The 22,088-nt window shown below is 53.2% G+C and carries 20 protein-coding genes; 9 read left to right on the top strand and 11 right to left on the bottom strand.

Translation table 11 applies throughout. From position 1 onward, the window contains the following. The 4 genes from ABD892_RS18005 to ABD892_RS17990 form a co-directional block, all read right to left on the bottom strand. On the bottom strand, positions 1–160 hold a 160-nt coding region (locus ABD892_RS18005; RefSeq protein ID WP_345197377.1), incomplete at its 3' end, for a transposase. Positions 161–277: 117 nt separating this feature from the next. After that, the gene (locus ABD892_RS18000; protein WP_345197374.1) at positions 278–1,483 is read right to left on the bottom strand and encodes a quaternary amine ABC transporter ATP-binding protein; all 1,206 of its coding nucleotides are present in this window, start codon (positions 1,481–1,483) and stop codon (positions 278–280) included. Then, on the bottom strand, positions 1,476–2,378 hold the full coding sequence (locus ABD892_RS17995) for an ABC transporter permease (RefSeq protein WP_345197373.1): 903 nt from the start codon (positions 2,376–2,378) through the stop codon (positions 1,476–1,478). Before ABD892_RS17995 ends, ABD892_RS18000 begins: the two co-directional genes overlap by 8 nt. 82 nt (positions 2,379–2,460) lie before the next feature. Beyond that, positions 2,461–3,459, bottom strand: coding sequence for an ABC transporter substrate-binding protein (locus ABD892_RS17990; RefSeq protein WP_425559297.1), 999 nt, complete (start codon positions 3,457–3,459; stop codon positions 2,461–2,463). Between the two features lie 137 nt (positions 3,460–3,596). On the opposite strand from ABD892_RS17990, the gene ABD892_RS17985 reads away from it, so the two are divergent. Then, the gene (locus ABD892_RS17985) at positions 3,597–4,121 is read left to right on the top strand and encodes a MarR family winged helix-turn-helix transcriptional regulator (RefSeq protein WP_345197371.1); all 525 of its coding nucleotides are present in this window, start codon (positions 3,597–3,599) and stop codon (positions 4,119–4,121) included. Positions 4,122–4,237: 116 nt separating this feature from the next. Here ABD892_RS17985 and trpE read toward each other — a convergent pair whose 3' ends face one another. The 4 genes from trpE to rpe all read right to left on the bottom strand — a co-directional run bounded on the left by trpE (position 4,238) and on the right by rpe (position 8,981). Next, a complete protein-coding gene (gene trpE, locus ABD892_RS17980) occupies positions 4,238–5,716 on the bottom strand; it encodes an anthranilate synthase component I (RefSeq protein WP_345197370.1) in 1,479 nt (492 codons plus the stop codon). 956 nt (positions 5,717–6,672) lie between these two features. After that, a complete protein-coding gene (locus ABD892_RS17975) occupies positions 6,673–6,966 on the bottom strand; it encodes a hypothetical protein (RefSeq protein ID WP_345197368.1) in 294 nt (97 codons plus the stop codon). Between the two features lie 542 nt (positions 6,967–7,508). After that, a complete protein-coding gene (locus ABD892_RS17970; protein WP_345197367.1) occupies positions 7,509–8,195 on the bottom strand; it encodes a phosphoglycolate phosphatase in 687 nt (228 codons plus the stop codon). A 111-nt stretch (positions 8,196–8,306) separates the two neighbouring features. Further along, positions 8,307–8,981 (bottom strand): ribulose-phosphate 3-epimerase, encoded by a 675-nt coding sequence (gene rpe, locus ABD892_RS17965; protein ID WP_345197366.1) that lies wholly within the window; start codon positions 8,979–8,981, stop codon positions 8,307–8,309. 292 nt (positions 8,982–9,273) lie between these two features. Between rpe and ABD892_RS17960 the strand changes: the two genes are divergently transcribed. After that, positions 9,274–10,104, top strand: coding sequence for a hypothetical protein (locus ABD892_RS17960; RefSeq protein WP_345197365.1), 831 nt, complete (start codon positions 9,274–9,276; stop codon positions 10,102–10,104). Between the two features lie 66 nt (positions 10,105–10,170). On the opposite strand, the gene djlA is transcribed toward ABD892_RS17960, so the two are convergent. From djlA to ABD892_RS17945, 3 genes are read right to left on the bottom strand one after another with little or no spacing between them, the layout of a single operon-like run. After that, positions 10,171–11,004 carry a co-chaperone DjlA gene (djlA, locus tag ABD892_RS17955; protein ID WP_345197364.1) on the bottom strand — a complete coding sequence of 278 codons (834 nt, stop codon included), beginning with the start codon at positions 11,002–11,004 and terminating at the stop codon, positions 10,171–10,173. A gap of 3 nt (positions 11,005–11,007) precedes the next feature. Beyond that, complete coding sequence (gene murU, locus ABD892_RS17950) at positions 11,008–11,697, bottom strand: N-acetylmuramate alpha-1-phosphate uridylyltransferase MurU (protein ID WP_345197362.1); 690 nt, start codon at positions 11,695–11,697, stop codon at positions 11,008–11,010. A 38-nt stretch (positions 11,698–11,735) separates the two neighbouring features. Then, a complete protein-coding gene (locus ABD892_RS17945) occupies positions 11,736–12,824 on the bottom strand; it encodes an aminoglycoside phosphotransferase family protein (RefSeq protein ID WP_345197361.1) in 1,089 nt (362 codons plus the stop codon). Positions 12,825–13,105: 281 nt separating this feature from the next. Here ABD892_RS17945 and ABD892_RS17940 point away from each other — a divergent pair, with 281 nt between their 5' ends. The 7 genes from ABD892_RS17940 to ABD892_RS17910 all read left to right on the top strand — a co-directional run bounded on the left by ABD892_RS17940 (position 13,106) and on the right by ABD892_RS17910 (position 21,881). After that, the gene (locus tag ABD892_RS17940; RefSeq protein ID WP_345197360.1) at positions 13,106–16,018 is read left to right on the top strand and encodes an LPS-assembly protein LptD; all 2,913 of its coding nucleotides are present in this window, start codon (positions 13,106–13,108) and stop codon (positions 16,016–16,018) included. Between the two features lie 25 nt (positions 16,019–16,043). Continuing rightward, the gene (locus tag ABD892_RS17935) at positions 16,044–17,339 is read left to right on the top strand and encodes a peptidylprolyl isomerase (protein ID WP_345197359.1); all 1,296 of its coding nucleotides are present in this window, start codon (positions 16,044–16,046) and stop codon (positions 17,337–17,339) included. Beyond that, on the top strand, positions 17,336–18,328 hold the full coding sequence (pdxA, locus tag ABD892_RS17930; protein ID WP_345197358.1) for a 4-hydroxythreonine-4-phosphate dehydrogenase PdxA: 993 nt from the start codon (positions 17,336–17,338) through the stop codon (positions 18,326–18,328). Before ABD892_RS17935 ends, pdxA begins: the two co-directional genes overlap by 4 nt. Before the next feature lie 66 nt (positions 18,329–18,394). Beyond that, complete coding sequence (gene rsmA, locus ABD892_RS17925) at positions 18,395–19,213, top strand: 16S rRNA (adenine(1518)-N(6)/adenine(1519)-N(6))-dimethyltransferase RsmA (protein ID WP_345197356.1); 819 nt, start codon at positions 18,395–18,397, stop codon at positions 19,211–19,213. Positions 19,214–19,237: 24 nt separating this feature from the next. Continuing rightward, positions 19,238–19,627, top strand: a complete 390-nt coding sequence (gene apaG / locus ABD892_RS17920; RefSeq protein WP_345197355.1) for a Co2+/Mg2+ efflux protein ApaG — start codon at positions 19,238–19,240, stop codon at positions 19,625–19,627. A gap of 73 nt (positions 19,628–19,700) precedes the next feature. Continuing rightward, positions 19,701–20,516, top strand: a complete 816-nt coding sequence (locus ABD892_RS17915) for a symmetrical bis(5'-nucleosyl)-tetraphosphatase (protein WP_345197354.1) — start codon at positions 19,701–19,703, stop codon at positions 20,514–20,516. Positions 20,517–20,648: 132 nt separating this feature from the next. Further along, positions 20,649–21,881 carry a type II secretion system F family protein gene (locus tag ABD892_RS17910; RefSeq protein ID WP_345197353.1) on the top strand — a complete coding sequence of 411 codons (1,233 nt, stop codon included), beginning with the start codon at positions 20,649–20,651 and terminating at the stop codon, positions 21,879–21,881. Positions 21,882–22,088: the final 207 nt, after the last annotated feature.

Genomic DNA, 22,088 nt, shown 5'->3' with positions numbered 1-22,088 from the left:
CACTGACCGACTTTTTTCTAAGTGCTGCGGATCGCCATGCGTAGAGCTGGGACTCTTGCAATCCCAATTCCCTGGCTGCTGACCGGATACTGGTTTTCTCGGCCAACCTCAGGGCTTTGAATTCCGGTGAGTAATATTTACGTTTTTTCTTGGTCGTCATGGGTCACCTCAAAGAGTGATTTTACCCTCTTAGGGAGGTGTCCATAAGTACTGCCTCACATCAATTTATAATCTGGCACTGCCTGTGACAGTGCCATGCCAGTTTAGACCCATTCGCTCATGCTAATTCTTTGCGCTCAGTTTCAGCACTGGTTAATACATCCGCTATACAGCTTAATGGCAACTCACCTTTCAGGTTCCCCTCATCATCGACCACCGGCAGAGAGTATTCTGCTTCCAATGTTTCAGGAATCACGGTTTCCAATATAGCTTCAGGCGATACCACGGGGACTTCCTGCCAGATCGCTTTGGTCAGACGCTGTGAAGGTTCAACCTTAAACGCTTCCTCCAGCGCTTCCTGGGTCACTATGCCTTGGTAGCCATCATCATTAACGTAATAGCCGTAATCGCCTTTGGCACGCTTCATCTGCTGCAGTGCGCCTTCGATTTTATCGGCAGTGATGCGGCAGGCCGGTGGCTGCATGACCGTTTCCACGGTCAGCGCCCGTGCGCGGTTAACATCTTTCACAAAGGCTTCGACGTAGCGGGTCGCCGGGTTCAGCAAGATGTCTTCCGGCTTGCCCTGCTGTACCACTTCACCGTCTTTCAGAATAGCAATGCGGTCACCTAGACGCAGCGCTTCATCCAGATCATGAGTAATGAAAATAATGGTTTTCTGCAGCTTTGCCTGCAGCTCAATCAGCTGATCCTGCATTTCGCTGCGGATTAATGGATCCAGTGCAGAGAAAGCTTCATCCATCAGCAGCACATCGGCATTGGTACACAGCGCCCTAGCGAGACCCACCCGCTGCTGCTGACCACCGGACAATTGCGCGGGGTATTGCATTTCGTAGCCCTTCAGACCCACCGTCTCAAGCCATTCCCGCGCCTTAGCCTGCCGCTCGGCCTTACCGACCTTTTGTACCGCCAGACCATAGCTGACATTTTCCAGCACCGTACGGTGAGGCAAAAGGCCGAAATGCTGAAAGACCATAGACATCTTGTAGCGCCGAAACTCTTGCAGTGCCTTTGAACCGAGTTCCGTTACCTCAACATCATCCACCTGGACCTGACCTTCCGTCGGATCAATCAAGCGGTTGAAGTGACGAATCAGGGTCGATTTTCCAGAGCCGGATAAGCCCATGATGACGAAGATTTCACCACGGTTAATGCTGAGGTTAATGTCTTTCAACCCAACGGTGTGACCGGTTTCAGCCAGAATTTCATCCTTGCTTTTGCCTTCATGCACCAGTGGCATGACAGACGCTGGCTTTGGTCCGAAGACCTTGTAGAGTCCCTTCACCTGAATCAATGGTTCAGCCATGCTGCAGTCCCTCCAGGTGGCGTTGTGTCCGCTTGCCGTAGGCCTGCGAGACGCGGTCGAAAATAATCGCCAGCGCAACGATCGCGAGCCCGTTGAACAAGCCAAGCGTAAAGTACTGGTTGGTAATGGATTTCAGTACCGGCTGCCCTAACCCTTTCACACCGATCATGGAAGCAATCACCACCATGGACAGCGCCATCATAATGGTCTGGTTAATACCGGCCATAATCGTCGGCATTGCCAGCGGCAGCTGCACACCGAACAATCTCTGCATCGGGCTGGCACCGTAGGCCGTTGCCGCTTCCAGTACTTCCTTATCCACCAGCCGGATACCGAGGTTTGTCAAACGAATAACCGGAGGAATGGCATAAATCACAACTGCAATCAGTCCCGGAATTTTGCCGATACCCAGCAGCATTACAACAGGAATCAGGTATACGAAGGCAGGCATGGTCTGCATGACATCGAGCATTGGCGTGACCGTGGTCTGCACCCGGTCAGAGCGCGCCATCAGAATACCAATGGGTATGCCCAGCGCTATCACCAGCAACGTACAGACAAAGATGATACTCATGGTCCGCATGGTGTTTTCCCACATGCCGAAATAACCAATCAGCAGGAACGACACCACAACACCCAGGCACAGTTTCCACGAGCGGCTGGCCACATAAACCAACGCGGTTACCGCCAGGATCACCAGCCACCAGGGTGTTGAAATCAACAGTTTTTCAAACCAGATCAAAAAATTCAGTAGCGGATCAAAGAAGGATTCAATGAGCTCACCATATTCACGGGAGAAGTCCCGGTAGGCAGAATCCAGTGTTTTACGGATGTCCCGGAGATCGGACCGGTCCATCTGGGGAAACGTGTTAAACCATGACCGTTCGTCACTCATGGCAGATCACCTCACACGGCAGGAGAGAGAATACAGAACCCGCAAGCAAATGCCGGCCCCACACAGGCGCCGGCCATTCGCATTACAGGTTCTTGAGTGCCACTTTGACTTTTTCAGCCACCTCTGGCTTCACCCAGCCAGACCAGGTGCCTTCAAACTCAGTGAGGAAATGCTCCATGGCGACATCACCATCCGCCTGGTTGTCTTCCATCCAGGCCAGCAGGGCGTTCATGTCAGCATTTTTGAAGGAACGACGGGTGAGGTAGTCGTAGGCTTCCGGTGCCCGGCTCGCAAAGCTCTCCGTAGTCACGGTATGCACGAGTGAAGGCGGGTACATGGTGACACCGGGCGCATCACAATCAGCCTGGGTGATACAACCTTTGAACATCTCCGGATCAACACCGGAACCAAAGTCGACTTTCACCATTTCATACTTGCCCAGTACGGCAGTCGGCGCCCAGTAGTAGCCGAACCAGGGCTCCTGACGCTCATAGGACTTGGCAATGGAGCCGGACAAACCAGCGCCTGAACCCGGATCCAGCAGGTCAAAACCGGCGTCTTCCAGCTTCAGTGCCTTGAACAGGTTGCCGGATGAAATCTGGCAGTTCCAACCCGCGGGGCAGCCGTAAAAAGCGGCGCTATCGGGGTCTTCGGGATGCTCAAACAGGGACGCATTATCGATAATGCCCTGGATCGTGGCCAGTTCCGGATGCTTTTCTACCAGGTATTTCGGTATCCAGAACCCTTCTTCACCGCCATCAGACAGTGCCTTGCCGGCATAGCGCAGACGCTGTTCCGCGACCGCCTTGTCCAGCGCTTCCTTGATGGAGTTACTCCAGAGTTCCGGCGCGATGTCCGGTTCGCCTTTCTCTGTCATGGAGGTACCGGTAGGCATGGTATCACCGGGAACCAGCTCAGCGTCGCAGCCATAGCCGTGCTCCAGAATGAAGCGATCCACATTGGCAATCAGCGTTGCAGAGTTCCAGTTCATGTCCGCAATGGTGACTTTGCCACAATTGCCATCCGCCATTGCGATGGAACCGGCAAACATCAGGGGTAGGCCAAGCCAGGCAGCGCGCATAATGAATCCTCTTTATTATTCTGTCGCCGGCATATTACACATCTAATATTTAGACTTCAAATCATTACATGCCAAAACTTCCGGGATGGAAAACACTGGGATATACTCCTCCCAATCACGACATGACCAGCAGCATCATGAATAACACCCCATACTGGCAGGACGTCCTCATCTCTCTTCGGCGCATCATTCGGGCGACCGACCTGCAATCCAAACGCATTGTGAAAGCCTGCGGCCTGACGATACCGCAGGTGATGGTACTGCGGGCCATTGAGTCGCTCGGCGATGTGACAGTGCGGCGGATTTCAGATGATGTATCCCTGAGCCAGGCAACGGTGACAACCATCCTGAACCGGCTGGAAGACCGTCAGCTCATCGAACGAATACGCAGCGCCAGTGACCGCAGGGTCGTCAATGCCCGCCTCACGACGGATGGCCGTGACGTACTGACACGGGTGCCCCCACTACTGCATGAAGAGTTCATCAGCCAGTTTGAAAATCTGAACGATTGGGAAAAAACACAGATACTGTCGTCGCTGCAGCGAATCGCGACGATGATGGATGCAGAGTCGCTGGATGCCGCGCCAATACTGGATATCGCAGCCCCCTCCAAGGATGAACAGGTTGCGTCCAGCAAGGTAACGGAAGCAGCACCAGCTTAGATCAGGGCAATGGTTTACTCATCGCCCTTAAGAGGGAATGTTTGAGGAAGTTAAAAATACCCACCCGCAACAAACAGCCTTTCCGGCGACAGTGACACCGTCGCCGGAAGCTGCGGTTAATTATCCAAACCTCGTCGCACCATATCGACAGCCCGGAAAATCGCCCGCCCTTTATTCATGGTTTCCTGCCATTCCAACTCAGGCTGGGAGTCGGCCACGACCCCGGCACCTGCCTGAATGTGGAGCTCGTTATCCTTGATAACGGCAGTGCGTATCGCAATGGCGGTATCCATATTGCCGTTCCAGCCCAGGTAGCCCACAGCACCACCATAAACACCGCGTTTTACCGGCTCCAGCTCATCAATAATCTCCATGGCGCGCACCTTGGGTGCACCACTCAATGTGCCAGCAGGGAGGGTTGCTCGCAGAACGTCCATAGCACCCAGCCCATCCCGAATCTGCCCGGTCACATTCGATACAATATGCATGACATGGGAATAACGCTCGATGGTCATTTTATCCGTCAGCTCGACCGTGCCGGTTTTCGCCACCCGCCCCACATCATTGCGCCCCAAATCAATCAGCATCAGATGCTCAGCGATTTCCTTGGGATCATTCAGCAAATCCTGCTCCAGCAGCAGATCTTTTTCTTCCGTCGCTCCCCGCTTGCGGGTTCCGGCGATAGGCCGCACAGTGACTTCACCGTCTTCCAGACGCGCCAGAATTTCCGGTGAAGAACCGACCACATAGAAATCGCCCAAATTCAGGTAATACATATAAGGCGACGGATTCAGGCAACGCAGCGCCCGGTAAAGATCGAGTGGGTTTTCACTGAATGGAATCGACATCCGCTGGGAGAGCACCACCTGCATGGTATCGCCCGCCAGAATGTAATCCCGGATGGTCTCCACCCCAGCCTTGAACAGCTGCTCACCAAAGGAAGAGATAAACGCCTGCTCGGAAACCGCTTTTCCCTGACCAGAAGCCAGCAGAGATATGGGCGTATTCCTGAACGATTCGAGGAAAGAAACAATCCGCAGGTTCGCCTTTTCCAGCGCACCATGCTGAGAAGGATCAACATGGGTAATGAACTGTACCTTGCCGCTGAGATTATCGAAAACCACCAGGTCATCCGACAGCATCAGCAGGATATCCGGCGTTCCGATGACATCTTCCGGCTGGGTCTTTGCCAGCTTGGGCTCGATATACCGCACCGTGTCATAACCGAAATAGCCGACCAGCCCGCCATGAAAACGGGGAAGGGATTCCAGCTCCGGCACCCGGTATCGACCAATAAAATGCTCTACTTCTTCCAATGGGTCACGGCAGGTACGTTGTTCAACCACCTCGCCATCGGTTTCAATAACCAGTTCATGGCCGGTTACCTTAAATACCGTCTGACTTCCCAGTCCGATAATGGAGTAACGTCCCCACTTCTCGCCGCCCTGGACAGACTCCAGCAGGTAGGTATAGGGCTGATTCGCCAGTTTCAGGTAGGTAGATAACGGGGTATCGCAGTCTGCCAGCACTTCGCGGGTCACGGGAATGCGGTTATAGCCTTCAGTAGCCAGCTGCTCAAATTCCACAGGCGTCATGGGAAAGTATCCTTGATAGCAATAAAAACGGAAAAGTGACTTAACGGATGTTCAACGCCAGCGGCACCATCGACCGATAGCCGAGGTGGCAGGATGAGACAGATGACAGGCAAAGGAGACGTAAGTCACAGCGTACTCCGCTTCGTTCTGGTGTTATTGAGCGTAGGCAATGAGCGTATATAAGGCTTCGCGCAAGATCAACTGAATCGAAGCCCCCCACCACTAATTTATACTGTTCAAAAGCTCCCAGACTTGCCATGCTGCGCCCCTGACAAGTCGCAACCACCATAAACGCATCTAAACCGATATGACTTAACCAAGTCTTCGCTCCAATAACGCACATATCATACCCATCATCAGGCCAAACACAGGCAACACTTGAGCGGTCGACAATGCATCAGAATCAAGCACGAGTACATTCGATGCCAGTAGTGATGGCAGACCCCACAGAAAAATACCCACCGTGATATACACAGAGAATCGAGTAACTTCTGTGCACTCGCCGCCAGTCAGAAGTGCATCTGCTAACAATCCAGACCACATTCCCAGAAAAAAAGTACCTGTTTCCAGTAGCTGCTCTGACCGACGTTCCCCTCCCCCGAGAAAAACCGTAACGCCTAAACCCAGCTGAGTAAGCACAAGATTGGTACAAAGAGGTCTGGAAAGGCGCGTTTTCACTCCCTCCCATGCACTTGCACAACGCTCTTGAATCCGTGCTCTGCGAACACCATCGATTGCACGGTGATCATTTTCACTTAATCCCCCCCTACATAAAGGACATACGTTCTGTATGCGAGCAAAGCATTCGCGATGAAATACGTGTCTACATGTCGACAGACACGGATCACCTTCATTTGTCGCACGATTACAATAAAAACATAACTCTCGATTACCCATTCGCTCCATTGAAAAACACCTCATTTCCAAAAGGGTAAGCAAATAATTGTTAGCACCTATTATTCGTCACCCAATAAACCAATCCCAAAAGAAGAAAAAAAGAAAATTGGAACCCCTACAGTCAAAACCAGAATACCCGGGACAGTGTATTGAAAATCTGGAATCAGCAGCATTTCGAGAAAAACAACAGAGAAGATAGCAACAGACACTCCCTCCACCATTGAACACTGCGCACCACGCGCTGCCGCCCCTAGCAAAAAACCACATATCACAATAAACAGCTCCTTCGCCAGAAAATCAAAAACCTGTTTATTCAGAAGAGATAAATTAAAAAGTGACTTACCTGGATCCATCAATAAAGCCGCTATCTTGAATGCAATACATCCTGCAAGAATCACTCTAAACTCACAACTCTCTGGATTTAACAAAAAAGTTTTGACTGCACTGATACTCCATATAGTTCTTTTCCTTATGCCAACCATAGACACGTAATCGTGATCAGATAGCGCCCTACGACACTTGGGGCAATACTTTCTTCAATCAATACTCTGCAATAAACAAGTACGATGGAATACATGACCATACTGAAGCTGCTTTCGATCACTTAGCGAGTCAAGCCAACAAACCGAGCACATCCACTCTTCTTTTTTACTATCAATCATTCATCAATCCAGAAAATCCATTACAACCTGTGCAAGTTAAAGTAAAAAAACACATGAAATCAGAATTCACGACAATGCAGATAAAATACACTCACCCAAGGAAAGCGTACTTAATCAAAATATCAATCTTCACCTGTAGAAACGGGGACAATAAGCACTCAGAAATAATCAACGATTTGTTGCTGACCATCTAAAAACGATCAACAACAAACCACCCGAAAGAATGCAAAGTATTAAATAAGTTCAGAAAGATCACTAACAACCCAGTCAGGCTCAGCGGTTTCAATCGGCTGACCATGGTTATAGCCATAAGGCAACCCGATCACGCGAATGCCTGCCGCTTTCGCAGCAATCACATCGTTTTTAGAGTCACCCACCATCAATGCATCCTCAACACTGACATTGCACTGCTCAACCACATGCAGCAACGGTAGCGGATGCGGTTTTTTCTCCGGCAAGGTATCGCCACCAATGACCTGAAAGAAGAACTGGGTTAATCCTTTTTCTTCCAGCAACTGAGCGCTGAAATTACCGGATTTATTGGTGACCACCGCCTGCTTCACACCTTGTGCCTGCATGGCGGTCAGGAACTCAACCACGCCGGGATAAACGTCACTGAATTTGCCGCAGCTGGCACTGTAGGCTTCACGGAATAACGCGTACCCTTTTTCGAATAATGCTTCATCGACACGGCCCGGCTGATCCCCGTCCATATCATCGGCCAGTGCCCGCTTGACCATCACCGGTACACCGTTGCCTACCCACAACCGGACTTTATCTTCGCCCGCTGCCGGCATACCCAGCTGTGTCAGCATCTGATCGATCGACCAGGCCAGATCCGGCACACTGTCGACCAGTGTCCCGTCCAGGTCATACATGATGACAGCAGGCAGACGCCCAAATAGTTCCAGCAGTTTCATGGGTATTCCTTACAGCAAAAGAAGAACATCAATGAACGATGATGTCGGATTACCGTTGCTTAACCCGACATCTCGCAAGATTGGATACAATGAGTCGCAGGTAAAACGGTATTAACCGGTAACGGCGGCAAGCTCTGCACGCATCTGGTTGATCACCGCCTGATAATCCTTTTGTCCAAAAATGGCCGACCCGGCCACAAAGGTGTCAGCACCCGCCTCGGCAATCTCTCGGATATTCTGTACACCCACACCGCCGTCCACTTCCAGGCGGATATCCAGGCCGCTGTCGTCAATCAGCTTGCGGACATGACGCAGTTTATCCAGCGTAGACGGAATGAATGTCTGACCGCCAAAGCCCGGATTCACAGACATCAGCAGAATCATATCCAACCGATCCATCACATACTCCAGGCAATCCGGCGTTGTCGCAGGATTCAATACCAGCCCCGCCTTGCAGCCACCATCACGAATCATCTGGAGACTGCGGTCCACATGTTCACTGGCTTCAGGATGGAAGGTAATGAAGGTTGCCCCGGCCTCAATAAAATCGCCAATCATGCGATCTACCGGTTTCACCATCAGGTGCACATCAATGGGTGCCGTGATGCCAAAATTACGCAGTGCCTTGCACACCATCGGTCCGATGGTCAGATTAGGCACGTAGTGATTGTCCATGACATCGAAATGGACGATATCCGCACCGGCATCCAGAACAGTCTGAACGTCTTCCCCCAGGCGGGCAAAGTCAGCAGACAGAATACTGGGGGCAATGGCGAAAGGTTTCATCGAGACTCCACAGGTGTGTGATTCCGGAAATCCGGCCATTCTACTGTATTCACCCGTTGTGTTTCTAATGCCAGCTCGTTTTCAACCTCAATAATGAATAAACAATCACATCCTTTATTTTTACCAAACATCCTCAATGCCTAACCCCCCTGTCAGTATTGCTGACAGATTCTGAACCAAGCCGTTCTTTGCTGACTCCAATCACCAGTACTTGTTTTCCAGTAACACTCACAAGACTGTCAACAGGTATCCCCAATAAACCCAATAACCTGCAGCGATTGGAGAAAAACCGATGACTGAACCTTTTACCTCTCTGAAAAAACAGTTTACCCACCTGGTTGCCGGCATTATCGTGTGCCTGTCCATACCAGCCATCAGCCAAGCGAATACAGCCCCCCATGCGCACCACAACCACCAACATCCGGTGATCACCTGTAACCAGTTGATGGAGCTACTGTTTCTGGATGACCTCTGGCCCCAGATTGTGGCCGAAAGAGATCTCGAAGCTATGGGCGACTTCTATGACGAGTATTCCATACTGGCTGAATTCCCTTACGACGAAAGCAGGAACCTCGTTGGCGTCGAAACCATTGCTGCCATGTTTGAGAATGGGCCATTCAGTCTGCCCGGTGAGCTGTCCCTGACTACACTCCCAGTAGCCAGAGTTGCCTTTCAGGATACCGGCCTGATTATCAAGCAGTGGACCATGGTCAATTCTGCGGGTTCCTTCCAGGGGATTGCCGTCAAACTCCTGAACTATACCGACCACTGGAACCGGCTGATTGACCTCGAAGCGGGAGGCCTTGTGAATCTTGCCGATTTCGCTAGCACAGACCAGCCCATGGATAACACAGCGTTTGATCATCTTGCTGACCACCTGTTATCCGCCGTAGAAGGTGCCAAGGTGATCAACCTTGATAACCAGGATGAAACTGTCACCTATCCAGATTCAGAACTAACGGTTACCACGCTTGCCGCCATTCCAAATCAAAACCATGGTTTACTGATTGCTAAAGTCAGCGATACCGACCATGAATATCTGACTTTCAACGCTTTAGAAAAGACTGAAAATGGTTGGCAGGTTGTGATTCAGGCAAGAACAACATTGACTACTCATAAATAAACTGACGCATAAAAAAGGGTGCAAACCTGAATTGTCCTGCACCCTTTGTTTATCCAACAAACAACATTACTTTCTTTTTCGTTCTTCCTGAATCAGGTCGTAAGCCGCCTGAATTTCCTGGGTCTTTTTCTTGGCCATTTCCATCATTTCTTCCGGTAAGCCCTTGGCCACCAACTTGTCGGGATGGTGTTCACTCATCAGCTTCCGGTATGCCCGCTTAACATCTTTGTCAGACGCATCGGGGGATACTCCCAAGGTGGCATAGGCTTCTTTCAGTTTGCTGCGGTTGTCGACAGGCTGGCGATAACCATAGTTACCCTGCTGCTGGTAGCCACCACCGTTATAACGGCTGTAGAACGCACGCTGGGCCTGGAAACGCTGATGCAGAATCTCAAACGTAAACCGGTTGACCCCAAGGTATTCGCAGGCCTCATGCAGCACCTGCATTTCCGCCTGACTCAGCTGCCCATCCGCATAAGCGGCCTGAAGCTGCAACTCCATGAACATCTGAATCAAACTGCCGGAACCAGCCGCACGACGAAACTCCAGCAATACCCCCCGGATATCACAACCGGGTGTCTTGCCCTGGTTAAACAGGTCAATGGCCTGCTGCCGCTGGTCAGGCGAGAGGCGCATCTCATTCATCAGGGTCGTGGCGACCTGAATTTCTTCCTCATTGACCCGGCCATCCGCCTTGGCCAGCTTGCCCATGACCAGAAAGGTGGCTCGAAAGAAAGCTGTCTGGGTCTGGCGACGACGCTCACCACTCTGGCCTGCACCATAGACAATCCGGGGTTGCTGGCTGGAAAGCCAGGCCGCAATCAAGGCGCCGATTACCGCGCCAAACGGGCCGCCAAACACAAACCCCAGAAATGCAAATAATAAAATCCTGAACCACATGTTTTACTCACTGGCCGGCAGGCGACCGGCATTCAAATCCTGATCCAGCTGATGCAGACGCTCAGGCGTCCCGACATCCAGCCAGTAACCGGTAAAGTGTTCTCCCGTTACCCGCCCCTGGGCTGCAGCCTTGCGCAGCAGTGGCGCCAGGGGGAAACGGCCCGGTTGACATCCCCTGAATAACTCGGGGGAGAGAAGACTGATACCGCTGTACGTTAATGTTTTGTTTCCAGCCGATTCCGGCACATGAACCTTGCCGTCACGCAGACAGAAATCACCCTCAGGGCGATGTTCCGGGTTATCCACCAGCACAAGGTGAGCCAGACTATTTATGGGCATCTGCAGCGATTTAAAGGAAAGACGGGTAAATACATCGCCATTGACCAGCAGAAAGGGCTGATCACCCAGCAACGGTAACGCCTTGAACAAACCGCCACCGGTCTCCAGCGGCTCGTCCTCACGGGACCAGTCGATCTGCAGCCCCCAGCGCTCACCGTTACCCAGCGCCGCTTCCAGCTTGTGTCCCAACCAGGCATGGTTGATGACAATATCCCTGAACCCTTCGCGGGCCAGTCGCTCCAGGTGGTGTTCGATCAACGGTTTACCACCGGCCTCCAGCAAAGGCTTGGGGGTTTCCAGTGTCAGGGGACGCATCCGCTCGCCAAACCCGGCGGCCAGGATCATCGCTTTCATCGGTACTGCTGACGACTCGTTGTCTGACATCCTGTTACTTACTCATCGGTTAACCGGTAATCCTGCCACCACGTTTGCTGTGCGAGCCGGGGCTGGACCTCGCTGCGCAGCCAGTCTGCCTGCCCGGCCAGCACTGGATAGTGATCACACACCCACAGCAGGTAGGCGAAGACCCTAGGCACATCCTTCAGATAATCGGGCTTGCCATCACGCAGCCAGAGACGGGCAAAAATCCCCAGCACCTTGATATGTCGCTGTGCGCCAATCCAGTCAAACCAGCGTCTTACCGTGGCGGCATCATACCCGGACAACACGTCGGAACGCGCCCGAAAATCGTCCAGCCACTGGTAGACCTGCGTCTGTGGCCAGTCAATGTAACAGTCACGCAGCAACGATGCCAGATCATAGGTGGCCGGCCCCAGCACAGCGCCCTGGAAATCAATAATTCCAAGCCCTTCAGGCAACACCATCAGGTTACGGGAGTGATAATCCCGGTGAACCGGCACCTGGGGCTGTTCCAGTGCAGAAACGACCAAGTGCTCAGACAAGGCATCCAGCAGCGCCTGCTCCGGCTGCCCAATTGTCATTCCCAATAACTGTTTGAGGCACCATTCTGGAAAGAGTTCCATTTCCCGACGCAGCATGGCTGAATCATACGCCGGCAGGGGATATTCATCGGGAATTCGGGTCTGCTGCAGCAGGCGAAGGTCCGCCAGCGCCTTGTCGTAAAAATGACTGACCGTCTTGTCATCCAGCGAGAACTGAAGCACTTCATTGCCGAAGTCTTCCAGCAGCATGTAGCCACGACCATAATCGACAGAGAGCACCCCCGGCGTGCGCAGGCCTTGCCGCTGCCAACTGTTGGCGATGGCCACAAAAGGCCGGCAATCTTCATGCTCTGGTGGTGCATCGACCGCAATCCAGGTTTTTGCGTCAGACATCTGGGCCGGCTCATCACTATGCGCCCGGAAATAGCGCCTATAACTGGCATCGCCGGAGACGGCTTCCAGATTCTTCTGAATGGGATGGCCGGCCACCAGATTCAGTTCATCCGCACACCAGCGGCTCAGTTCCAGAAGACGGTTATCGGTCTGACGGGGCATGATCGCATCCTGTCGGTCAGTCATCAGGCAACGCCTGCAAAAATCAAAAAGAGGTGGCCATTATATACAGCGCCAGCCTGAAAAAGCCGTATCGCCCATCGCAAGAACGCGGTCAGCAGGCTGTGGCATTTCGGTCCAAATGTGGCTAGCTTATATCACCGCCCAGTGCTTCTTCCATTAATCCTACACCACCTGACGGCTATCCCTTATGAAAGCTGGTCCTCGGCTACCGGAATGCTTTATCATGCAGGCCTTTCAGAGTACAGGCATGTCAACGCCGACAGGATGGCCGGACTGATTACCCAATGGCAAATACACTTTTTACGTTAAAAAACAGGCTACCACTGGTCATCACCACCGGACTTCTGGCTGGCCAACCCATCATTCCCCTGTATGCCGCCCAGCCGGACGGTTTGCCGGTCAACATTCAATGGAATTGCAGCACCAGCAGCGACGGTGGCTGGCTGTGTGATCAAGGCACCCGGAATATCGGGCCGCTGAAACCTGCACCGCGAATGCCGATCACTCCGGCGCGCCAGAATCGTCTGGCAACCTCCGTCACCGTCGAAACCGAAACGGTCACCACCGTTGAAAAACTGCCTGACGCCGCTACTGCGGCCGGTGTTGCAACGACTGCCGCAACCGCCACATCTGTTGCCAGTGAACAGCCCGCTGCCATGAAGACCCTTGACTGGGTCTCCCTGACGCAGCTGCCGATCGATCGCCAGTCCGATCGTAATTCATTACTGTGTGAAGGCGGTTACCTGGAGCCGGAACGTCCAGGCATGGATTACGTCGGTGATCCGGCTGATGCACCGATTCTTGCCGCTGCCGATGCCAGCACCTATCTGGAAGAAGGTTTCGGCACCCTGAGTGGTAACGTGGTGATCAATCAGGGTTACCGCCAGATTGAAAGTGATGTTGCCAAGCTGAACCGCAACGAGAACATTGCGGATTTCGAAGGCAACGTCGTGATCCGCGAACCCAATCTGCTGATGACCGGCGATGACGCCACCGTAAACATGACCAGCGGTCGCGCCGAGATTACTGACGCCCAGTACGTGTTCCACCAGGAACGGATCCGCGGCCAGGCCAGCAAGATTGTCCGCCGTGAGAATGGCGTCATTAATATGGATGATGCCAGTTACACCACCTGCCCACCGGAAGGTTGTGTCTGGGAGTTGAAAGGTCAAGAGGTGGAACTCAATCCGCTGACTGGATTTGGTACCGCCAAGAACGCCACTGTTCGTATTCAGGATGTGCCGGTGTTCTACACCCCGTACATCTATTTCCCGATTGATGACCGCCGCCAGACCGGTCTGCTCTACCCCACCATTGGTTTTGGCGACAGCGATATCGGATTTGATTACACCCAACCCTGGTACTGGAATATCGCCCCCAACTACGACGCCACCATCACGCCTCGCTACATGAGTAAGCGGGGACTGATGCTGGAAAATGAATTCCGTTACCTGTCGGAAGATGCCAAGGGCGAGATCGGCGGTGCGTTCCTGTCCAAGGATCAGCTGAAGGACGAAAACCGGAATTACGACGAAGACCGCTGGCTGATCAACTGGCGCCATGAACAACAGTTGAGCACCAACTGGGATTACAAGATTGACTTTGCTAATGCCAGCGACAAGGACTTCCTCAGCGATTTTGGCACTGGACTGAAGCTTGGCAGCCAGAGCCCGCTCAACCAGCAGATTACCTCTACCTATTATGGTGGTGGCGACAGTGCGCACCAATGGCGGTTTACAGCCAACTTTGAAAAGCTGAAAAACATGTCCATTGATTCTGATGATCCCTACAACCGTGAGCCTCAGCTGACGCTGTTGGGCGACTGGGACATGGGCGCAGGCTTCGGATTCAATTATCTGGTGGATTACACCGAGTTTGATCGGGACAAGGACTGGAACTACAAAGGTAATGTGCCAACAGCTGACAAACCTCCTTTTGACCAAGAGCATGACGTAACCCGTCCAATCTATGGAGAAGGAACAGGAATCAACAATGCGGTTGGTCAACGGTTATACGTTCAATCGGGTGTTAAATACCGCATTGATCGCACCTATGGCTTCGTTGAGCCAAGTGTCGGATTTTCTCATGTCGGTTATGACCTGAATCGTTTGGACCTCCAGGAGGTTCGCGATCAGATGGGTGACCAGAGCCTGAGCAAAAACGATATTGAAAGCCCATCAACGACCGCACCTTTCTATGCACTGGACAGCGGTTTGTTCTTCGAACGGGATGCAGCCTTTGGTGACATGAAGTTTGTCCAGACGCTGGAACCACGGGCAAAATACCTGTATGTCCCATACCGCAGTCAACAGAGCCTGAACCCCAGTTTTGACACTGTGGAAATGTCATTCAGTTACGACAGCCTCTGGCGGAACAGTCGTTTCAGTGGTTATGACCGTATTGGTGATACCAACCAGCTGGCACTGGGTGTGACAAGCCGTTTTCTTGAAGAGGATGGCTACGAACGCTTCCGTTTTGGTATCGGACAGATATTTTATTTCCAGAAGCGGAAAGCGTATCTCGATCCCACGCTGAATGTTGAGGAAAACCCTGACTATAACCAGTCAGAAGCCCAGCGTCGTCTCATAGAAGATAACGAGGCATCAACATCACCGCTGGCTACTCAGCTGGTGTGGAATATTCGTCGTGACCTCAACCTGCGTCAGGACTGGGTGTTCAACACCAACCGTGGGCATATTGATGAATATGCTTTGGGTCTCCACTATTTACCCAAACAAAACCACGCCTTGAATTTCCGTTATCGCTACCGTGATCAGGTTGACCGTACGGTTAAAGATGATGATGGCAACAATATCTGGATTGACCCGATTACGGGAGCAGTTGTTCCGCCAGGAACCCCCGGTGCTATAGCCAAGACCGCTAGCGGCAACCTGGAAGAAGTCGATGCATCCTTCCTGATGCCACTGACCACCAACTGGAACACCGTGGGACGCTGGACGTACGACATCACCAACTCCCGCAACATGGAGCGCTCGTTCGGTGTTGAGCGTGACAGCTGCTGTTACAAGGTTCAGGTCCTGTACCGCAACTGGATTGACCCTTATGAAGACATCGATACCGCCAGCTCCAAGCATGGCGTCTTCGTCCAGTTTGTACTTAAGGGGCTCGGAAGCCTGACCGGCACCAAGGTCGAGAGCTTCCTGCAGGATATCGACGGTTACCGTCCAGAGGAATAAGTTGAAGAATTTATCAATGAGATTCATGAAAAACCGACTGTTAGGTGTACTGCTCCCGGCGGTGATGACCGCCATGACCCTGGCCGGTACCCCGGCCATGGCCAAAGTTGTTCCGCTTGACCGCATCGTTGCCGTGGTGGACAACGATGTCATCATGGAAAGCGATCTTGACACCCGCCTGAAAGCCGTAAAACGCCAGCTGCAGGAACGCAATACCGCCCTGCCGCCGGAGCATGTGCTGAAGCAGCAGATTCTCGAGCGGCTGGTGATTGAAAACCTGCAACTCCAGATCGCAGGCCGGACCGGCATCCGTGTTGATGACTGGGCGCTGAATGACGCCATTCGCTCAATTGCCGAACGCAACGGCATGACCATCGAACAGTTCCAGAAAGCGCTGGAAGCCGACGGTCTCAGCTACCGGGAAGCCCGTAACGAAATCCGCCGGGAAATGTTGATCAACCGGGTGCGTCAGCGACAGGTACTGGAACGTATCCAGGTAACCGATCGGGATATCGACAACTACCTGAATTCGGAGGAAGGTAAACAGCAGCTGGCCGTTGAATACCGCCTCGGCCATATTCTTGTGGCATTGCCGGAAGGCGCCAGCCCCAGCGAAATCCAGGCAGCCAATAGCAAGGCTGATGGCATTGTTGAACAACTGAAGAAAGGCGCAGACTTTTCCCAGGTGGCCGTCGCCCAATCCCAGGGACAGAAAGCCCTGGAAGGTGGCGACCTTGGCTGGCGCAAGGCTGACCAGCTGCCCTCCCTGTTCGCTTCAGCGGTCAAGGATCTGCAAAAAGGTGATATTTCCCAGCCAATCCGTAGCCCCAGTGGTTTCCATATCGTAAAACTGTTCGATAAGCGGGGTGATGAAAAACTGCTGCAGGAACAGCTCCACGTCCGTCATATCCTGATTCGCCCGAACGAAGTACGCAGTGATTTCGAAGCCCAGGAAATGGCCAAGAACCTGTATAAGCGCCTCCAGTCGGGTGCCGATTTCGGTGAGCTGGCCCGCGCCTATTCCGATGATACCGGTACGGCCCTGAACGGCGGTGACCTGAACTGGGTCAGCCCCAATGACATGGTGCCAGCCTTCCGCGACCAGATGATGAACGTGCCCCAGAATACCGTTTCCATTCCGTTCCGCAGCCGCTTTGGCTGGCATATCCTTGAGGTACTCGGCAAGCGCAAGGAAGATGTCAGCAACCGCGTACAACGAGCGCGCATTCAGGAAATGCTGAGAAACCGCAAGTACGAAGAGGAACTGCAGGTCTGGCTGCGTGAGCTGCGTGATCAGGCTTACGTCGAAATCAAGCTGTGACAAAGCAAACCCTACCCCGCCTTGCCATTACCGCCGGTGAACCGGCGGGCATTGGCCCTGATCTGTGCATCCTGCAGGCCAGCCAGCCACGGGATGCCCAGTTGGTTGTCATTGCTGACCCCTCGTTGTTAGAACAACGGGGACGCCAGCTGAAAGTAGATGTAAAAATCACGCCATTTGAGCCAGATGCGCCGCGCAGGTTGTCCCAGCCGGGCGAAATACAGGTCATGCCCGTCACACTGGCTGCCGCGTGTACTGCCGGACAACTGGACAGCAATAACAGTGCTTATGTACTGGAAACCCTGACCCTGGCCGTCAACGGTTGCCAGTCCGGCCTGTTCGACGCCATGGTGACAGCACCGGTTCATAAAGGTGTGATCAACGAATCCGGCATTCCGTTCAGCGGCCACACTGAATTGCTGGCTGAACTCACCCAGACGCCCCGCGTCGTGATGATGCTGGCAACGGATGGACTGCGGGTCGCTCTGGCAACCACACATCTGCCATTAGCAAAGGTGCCTGAAGCCATTACCGAGCCGTTGCTTGAAGAAGTCATCTCCATCCTCCATAACGACCTGCAACAGAAGTTTGGTGTTTCATCCCCCCATATTCTGGTGGCAGGCCTGAATCCTCATGCTGGAGAAGATGGCCATCTTGGGCGGGAAGAAATTGAGATCATCGAGCCGGTACTGACCCGAATGCGGGATCAGGGCATGAACCTGAGTGGGCCACTGCCGGCTGACACCCTGTTCAACCCGGGTCGACTTGAAAAAGCCGACGCAGTTCTGGCCATGTACCACGACCAGGGCCTGCCTGTATTAAAATACAAGGGTTTCAGCGAAGCGGTGAACGTCACCCTGGGGCTGCCGATTATCCGCACATCCGTCGATCACGGTACCGCGCTGGATTTAGCCGGTACTGGGCTGGCCAATTGCGGCAGCCTGAACACGGCAATCCGCTATGCGTTGTCGATGATCCAGAGTGCGTAGTGCGCGATCAGGGCGAGTGAGGTATGATGCGCCGCCTTGCCCTCCAGGATTTGATACAGGCTGTTCATGAACCATTCCACACCACCCGTTCTTCAGCAGAAGCACAAGGCCCGCAAGCGTTTTGGCCAGAACTTCCTGCATGATCACGGGGTTATCAACCGCATCATTGCCTCTGTTTATCCGAAGTCGGGAGACCATGTTGTCGAGATTGGCCCGGGGCAGGGTGCACTGACCGGTCAATTACTGGACGGCGCCGGTGAGCTGGATGTCATTGAACTGGATCGTGACCTGATCCCCTGGCTGAAACTCCATTTTGGTATCAACCGCCAGTTCCGGGTTCATGAAGCCGACGCCCTGACCTTTGATTTTGAGTCCCTTAAGCAGGATGAGCGTCCACTGCGTATTGTGGGCAATCTGCCTTATAACATTTCAACACCACTAATTTTCCACCTGCTCTCCTTTGCCGGTACCGTCAGGGACATGCATTTCATGCTGCAAAAGGAGGTGGTTGAGCGGCTCTGTGCAACGCACGGCGATAACCACTATGGCCGCCTGAGTGTGATGGTCCAGTATTATTGCCGTGCCGAATACCTGTTCCAGGTAGGTTCCGGCGCATTCCGCCCCGCGCCCAAAGTGGATTCCGCGATTGTCCGGCTGACCCCCTGGGATGAACTGCCTCATCCCTGCAAGGATGTCGCCCTGCTGGAAAGTATCGTGAAAGATGCCTTTGCGATGCGCCGGAAAACACTGCGTAACAGCCTGAAAAAACATATCAGTGCCGATGAGCTGACAGCACTGGATGTGGATCCCTCCATCCGGCCTGAGCATCTGCCTCTTGAGTCCTTTGTCAGAATTGCGGATTATCTAGTCCAGCAGCGGTCATAAACCCAACAAGCAGAAGAACATTGCATGCCCGGAAGCAACACAGAGCAGTACCAGATCCATGTCAGTGTCACCACCGACTACGTCAAGGACCAGTCCGAGCCGGATAACGGGCGCTATGTGTTCGCCTACCATATCACCCTGAAGAATACGGGCACCGTGGCCGCCCGCCTGCTGACCCGCCACTGGTACATTACCGATGGCAACCAGAAGGTACAGGAAGTTGCCGGCGAAGGGGTGGTCGGGCAGCAACCGCACCTGGCACCCGGTCAGAAATACGCCTATAGCAGCGGCTGCATGCTGGAAACGCCGGTCGGCACCATGCACGGCAGCTACCATATGCTGGCGGACGACGACCATGAATTTGAAGCGCCTATCCCTGTTTTCACACTCTCAGTCCCCGGCGCCCTGCACTGAGCGCCGGTCATCAAGCAGGAGGCCTGCCAGCCGATAGTCCCGCAGAGCCTCCCGCTGGTTAAAGAACACCGATATGACAGACTACGTCGTTGGCGATATCCAGGGTTGTTACTCAGACCTTCGCCACCTGCTGGACAAAGCCGGCTTTGACCCCGATCACGATACACTCTGGGCCGCCGGAGACCTGGTCAACCGTGGCCCGGAGTCCCTGGAAACCCTGCGCTATCTCAAATCCCTGAAAAAACATTGCATTGCCGTACTGGGCAATCATGACCTGCACCTGCTGGCAGTGGCCCACGGCGTGCGGGGCGCCAAGCACTCCGATACCATTGATGACATACTCGCCGCTAAAGACCGGGAAAAGCTGCTGGACTGGCTCAGGCACCGCCCCCTGGTGCACTACGACAAATCCCTCAAGACCCTGATGGTCCATGCTGGCATCCCACCGATCTGGGATATTGACCAGACCCGTGACCGGGCCAGGGAGCTCGAAAAAGTCCTGCAAAGTAAAAAGTGCGGTGAGTTTCTGGAAAACATGTACGGTAACAGTCCCAACCACTGGTCAGGCAAGCTCAAGGGCTGGGATCGCCTGCGCATGATAGCCAACTATTTCACCCGCATGCGCTTCTGCCAGGCGGACGGCACCCTGGACCTGGAAACGAAATCCGGGCTCAGCGCCCCGGTGAAAGACTTCGCCCCCTGGTTCGAGCACCCATCCCGCCTGCCGGGCAAGCTGAACATTGTATTTGGCCACTGGGCAGCACTGGAAGGTGAGACGGGCATGAAACGTATGCATGCACTGGATACCGGCTGTGTCTGGGGTAACCGGCTGACATTGATGCGACTGACAGATTACCGGCGTTTCAGTGTCGACTGTGGGTGCCGATAACGAAATAAGCTGATCAGACGAGCACCGGTTGGCATTCCATGCACACAATGCTGTTAAACTTATGTGGTTTGGATACAATCGACAACGACTTCTGGTCAGAATAACCATAATCACTAAACCGGCTACTCGGACATGGCAAAGAAGGGCGCTCCCAAAACTCCCAAAACCAGCACTTTTGTCTGGGAAGGTAAGGATAAGAACGGCCGCAAGATCAAGGGTGAGGTGAACAGCACCACTGTTGCCCTTGCCAAGGCCGAGCTTCGCAAGCAGGGTATCAATCCCACCAAAGTCCGGAAGCAGGCAGTCAACCTTGGCGGTGGCGGCGGAGGCAAGATCAAACCGCTGGATATTGCTTTCTTTACCCGACAGATGGCGACCATGGTCAAGGCCGGTGTGCCGCTATTGAACGCCTTTGACATCACGGCCGAAGGCATCGACAAACCGGCCATGAAAAACCTGATCATGGCGATCAAGAATGATGTGGCCGGTGGTAGTAACATGGCCGACTCCCTGCGCAAACACCCAGAATACTTTGATGACCTCTATTGCAGCCTGATTGCCTCCGGTGAGCAGTCCGGTGCCCTTGAGACTCTGCTGGACCGGATAGCAACGTACAAGGAAAAGAGTGAAGCCCTTAAATCCAAGATCAAAAAGGCCATGAACTACCCGATCGCGGTTGTCGCGGTGGCGTTCCTCGTGACCGGTATCCTGCTGATCAAGGTAGTACCTCAGTTTGAGGAAGTCTTTGCCGGCTTCGGGGCTGAACTGCCCGCCTTCACCCAGATGGTCATCAACCTGTCGGAAGCACTGCAGGAATGGTGGTACATCGTCATTGGTGCGCTTGTTGTGTTTGGCTTTTCCGTGAAACAGATACTGAAAACCTCAGAAGCTGCCAGAGACAAACGGGACCGACTCGTCCTGCGGTTGCCGGTTGTCGGCGCCATCCTCGACAAATCCGCCGTTGCCCGTTTCTCGCGAACCCTGGCGACCACCTTCTCAGCCGGTGTTCCCCTGGTAGAAGCGTTGGACTCGGTTGCCGGTGCTGCGGGGAATGTGGTCTACCGGCAAGCAACAGAAACCATCAAGGAAGATGTTTCAACCGGTCAGCAACTCCAGTTTGCCATGCGTAACGCCGGCATTTTCCCCAACATGGCCATCCAGATGGTCGCCATCGGTGAAGAGTCCGGTGCACTGGACGAGATGCTCTCCAAGGTCGCCAACTACTACGAAGAAGAAGTCGACAACATGGTCGACGGCCTGACCAGTCTGATGGAACCGCTCATCATGGCAGTATTGGGTGTACTCGTTGGTGGTCTTATCGTCGCAATGTACCTTCCAATATTTCAGTTGGGTTCTGTGGTCTAAAATCTGCTGTTGATATGGATTAAAACTATTGACACATGTGCGAAAGTGTTGACACGTAGATTAAAGTGTTGACACTTACTCTACCTGAACTACTTTTCCTCTCAGCAGTCAAATTCTGACTGCCTAACCTTAACTCCCGCTTAACGATCTGAAGAAGTAAGGCTAAATTGAATGAAGAGAGCGTCCCCTGTGCTCTTCAGGCAAAAT

This window comes from Kistimonas scapharcae, assembly GCF_039540975.1.
Classification (GTDB): domain Bacteria; phylum Pseudomonadota; class Gammaproteobacteria; order Pseudomonadales; family Endozoicomonadaceae; genus Kistimonas; species Kistimonas scapharcae.
Note: the sequence above shows the minus strand (reverse complement) of the source record. Positions and strands in the feature narration are given on the sequence as shown.

Bases quoted from the DNA above. Each gene is read 5' to 3' on its own strand.
- ABD892_RS18000 (WP_345197374.1), bottom strand. From the start codon at position 1,483: ATGGCTGAACCATTGATTCAGGTGAAGGGACTCTACAAGGTCTTCGGA.
- ABD892_RS17995 (WP_345197373.1), bottom strand. From the start codon at position 2,378: ATGAGTGACGAACGGTCATGGTTTAACACGTTTCCCCAGATGGACCGG.
- ABD892_RS17990 (WP_425559297.1), bottom strand. From the start codon at position 3,459: ATGCGCGCTGCCTGGCTTGGCCTACCCCTGATGTTTGCCGGTTCCATC.
- ABD892_RS17985 (WP_345197371.1), top strand. From the start codon at position 3,597: ATGAATAACACCCCATACTGGCAGGACGTCCTCATCTCTCTTCGGCGC.
- trpE (WP_345197370.1), bottom strand. From the start codon at position 5,716: ATGACGCCTGTGGAATTTGAGCAGCTGGCTACTGAAGGCTATAACCGC.
- ABD892_RS17975 (WP_345197368.1), bottom strand. From the start codon at position 6,966: ATGGATCCAGGTAAGTCACTTTTTAATTTATCTCTTCTGAATAAACAG.
- ABD892_RS17970 (WP_345197367.1), bottom strand. From the start codon at position 8,195: ATGAAACTGCTGGAACTATTTGGGCGTCTGCCTGCTGTCATCATGTAT.
- rpe (WP_345197366.1), bottom strand. From the start codon at position 8,981: ATGAAACCTTTCGCCATTGCCCCCAGTATTCTGTCTGCTGACTTTGCC.
- ABD892_RS17960 (WP_345197365.1), top strand. From the start codon at position 9,274: ATGACTGAACCTTTTACCTCTCTGAAAAAACAGTTTACCCACCTGGTT.
- djlA (WP_345197364.1), bottom strand. From the start codon at position 11,004: ATGTGGTTCAGGATTTTATTATTTGCATTTCTGGGGTTTGTGTTTGGC.
- murU (WP_345197362.1), bottom strand. From the start codon at position 11,697: ATGAAAGCGATGATCCTGGCCGCCGGGTTTGGCGAGCGGATGCGTCCC.
- ABD892_RS17945 (WP_345197361.1), bottom strand. From the start codon at position 12,824: ATGACTGACCGACAGGATGCGATCATGCCCCGTCAGACCGATAACCGT.
- ABD892_RS17940 (WP_345197360.1), top strand. From the start codon at position 13,106: ATGGCAAATACACTTTTTACGTTAAAAAACAGGCTACCACTGGTCATC.
- ABD892_RS17935 (WP_345197359.1), top strand. From the start codon at position 16,044: ATGAAAAACCGACTGTTAGGTGTACTGCTCCCGGCGGTGATGACCGCC.
- rsmA (WP_345197356.1), top strand. From the start codon at position 18,395: ATGAACCATTCCACACCACCCGTTCTTCAGCAGAAGCACAAGGCCCGC.
- apaG (WP_345197355.1), top strand. From the start codon at position 19,238: ATGCCCGGAAGCAACACAGAGCAGTACCAGATCCATGTCAGTGTCACC.
- ABD892_RS17915 (WP_345197354.1), top strand. From the start codon at position 19,701: ATGACAGACTACGTCGTTGGCGATATCCAGGGTTGTTACTCAGACCTT.
- ABD892_RS17910 (WP_345197353.1), top strand. From the start codon at position 20,649: ATGGCAAAGAAGGGCGCTCCCAAAACTCCCAAAACCAGCACTTTTGTC.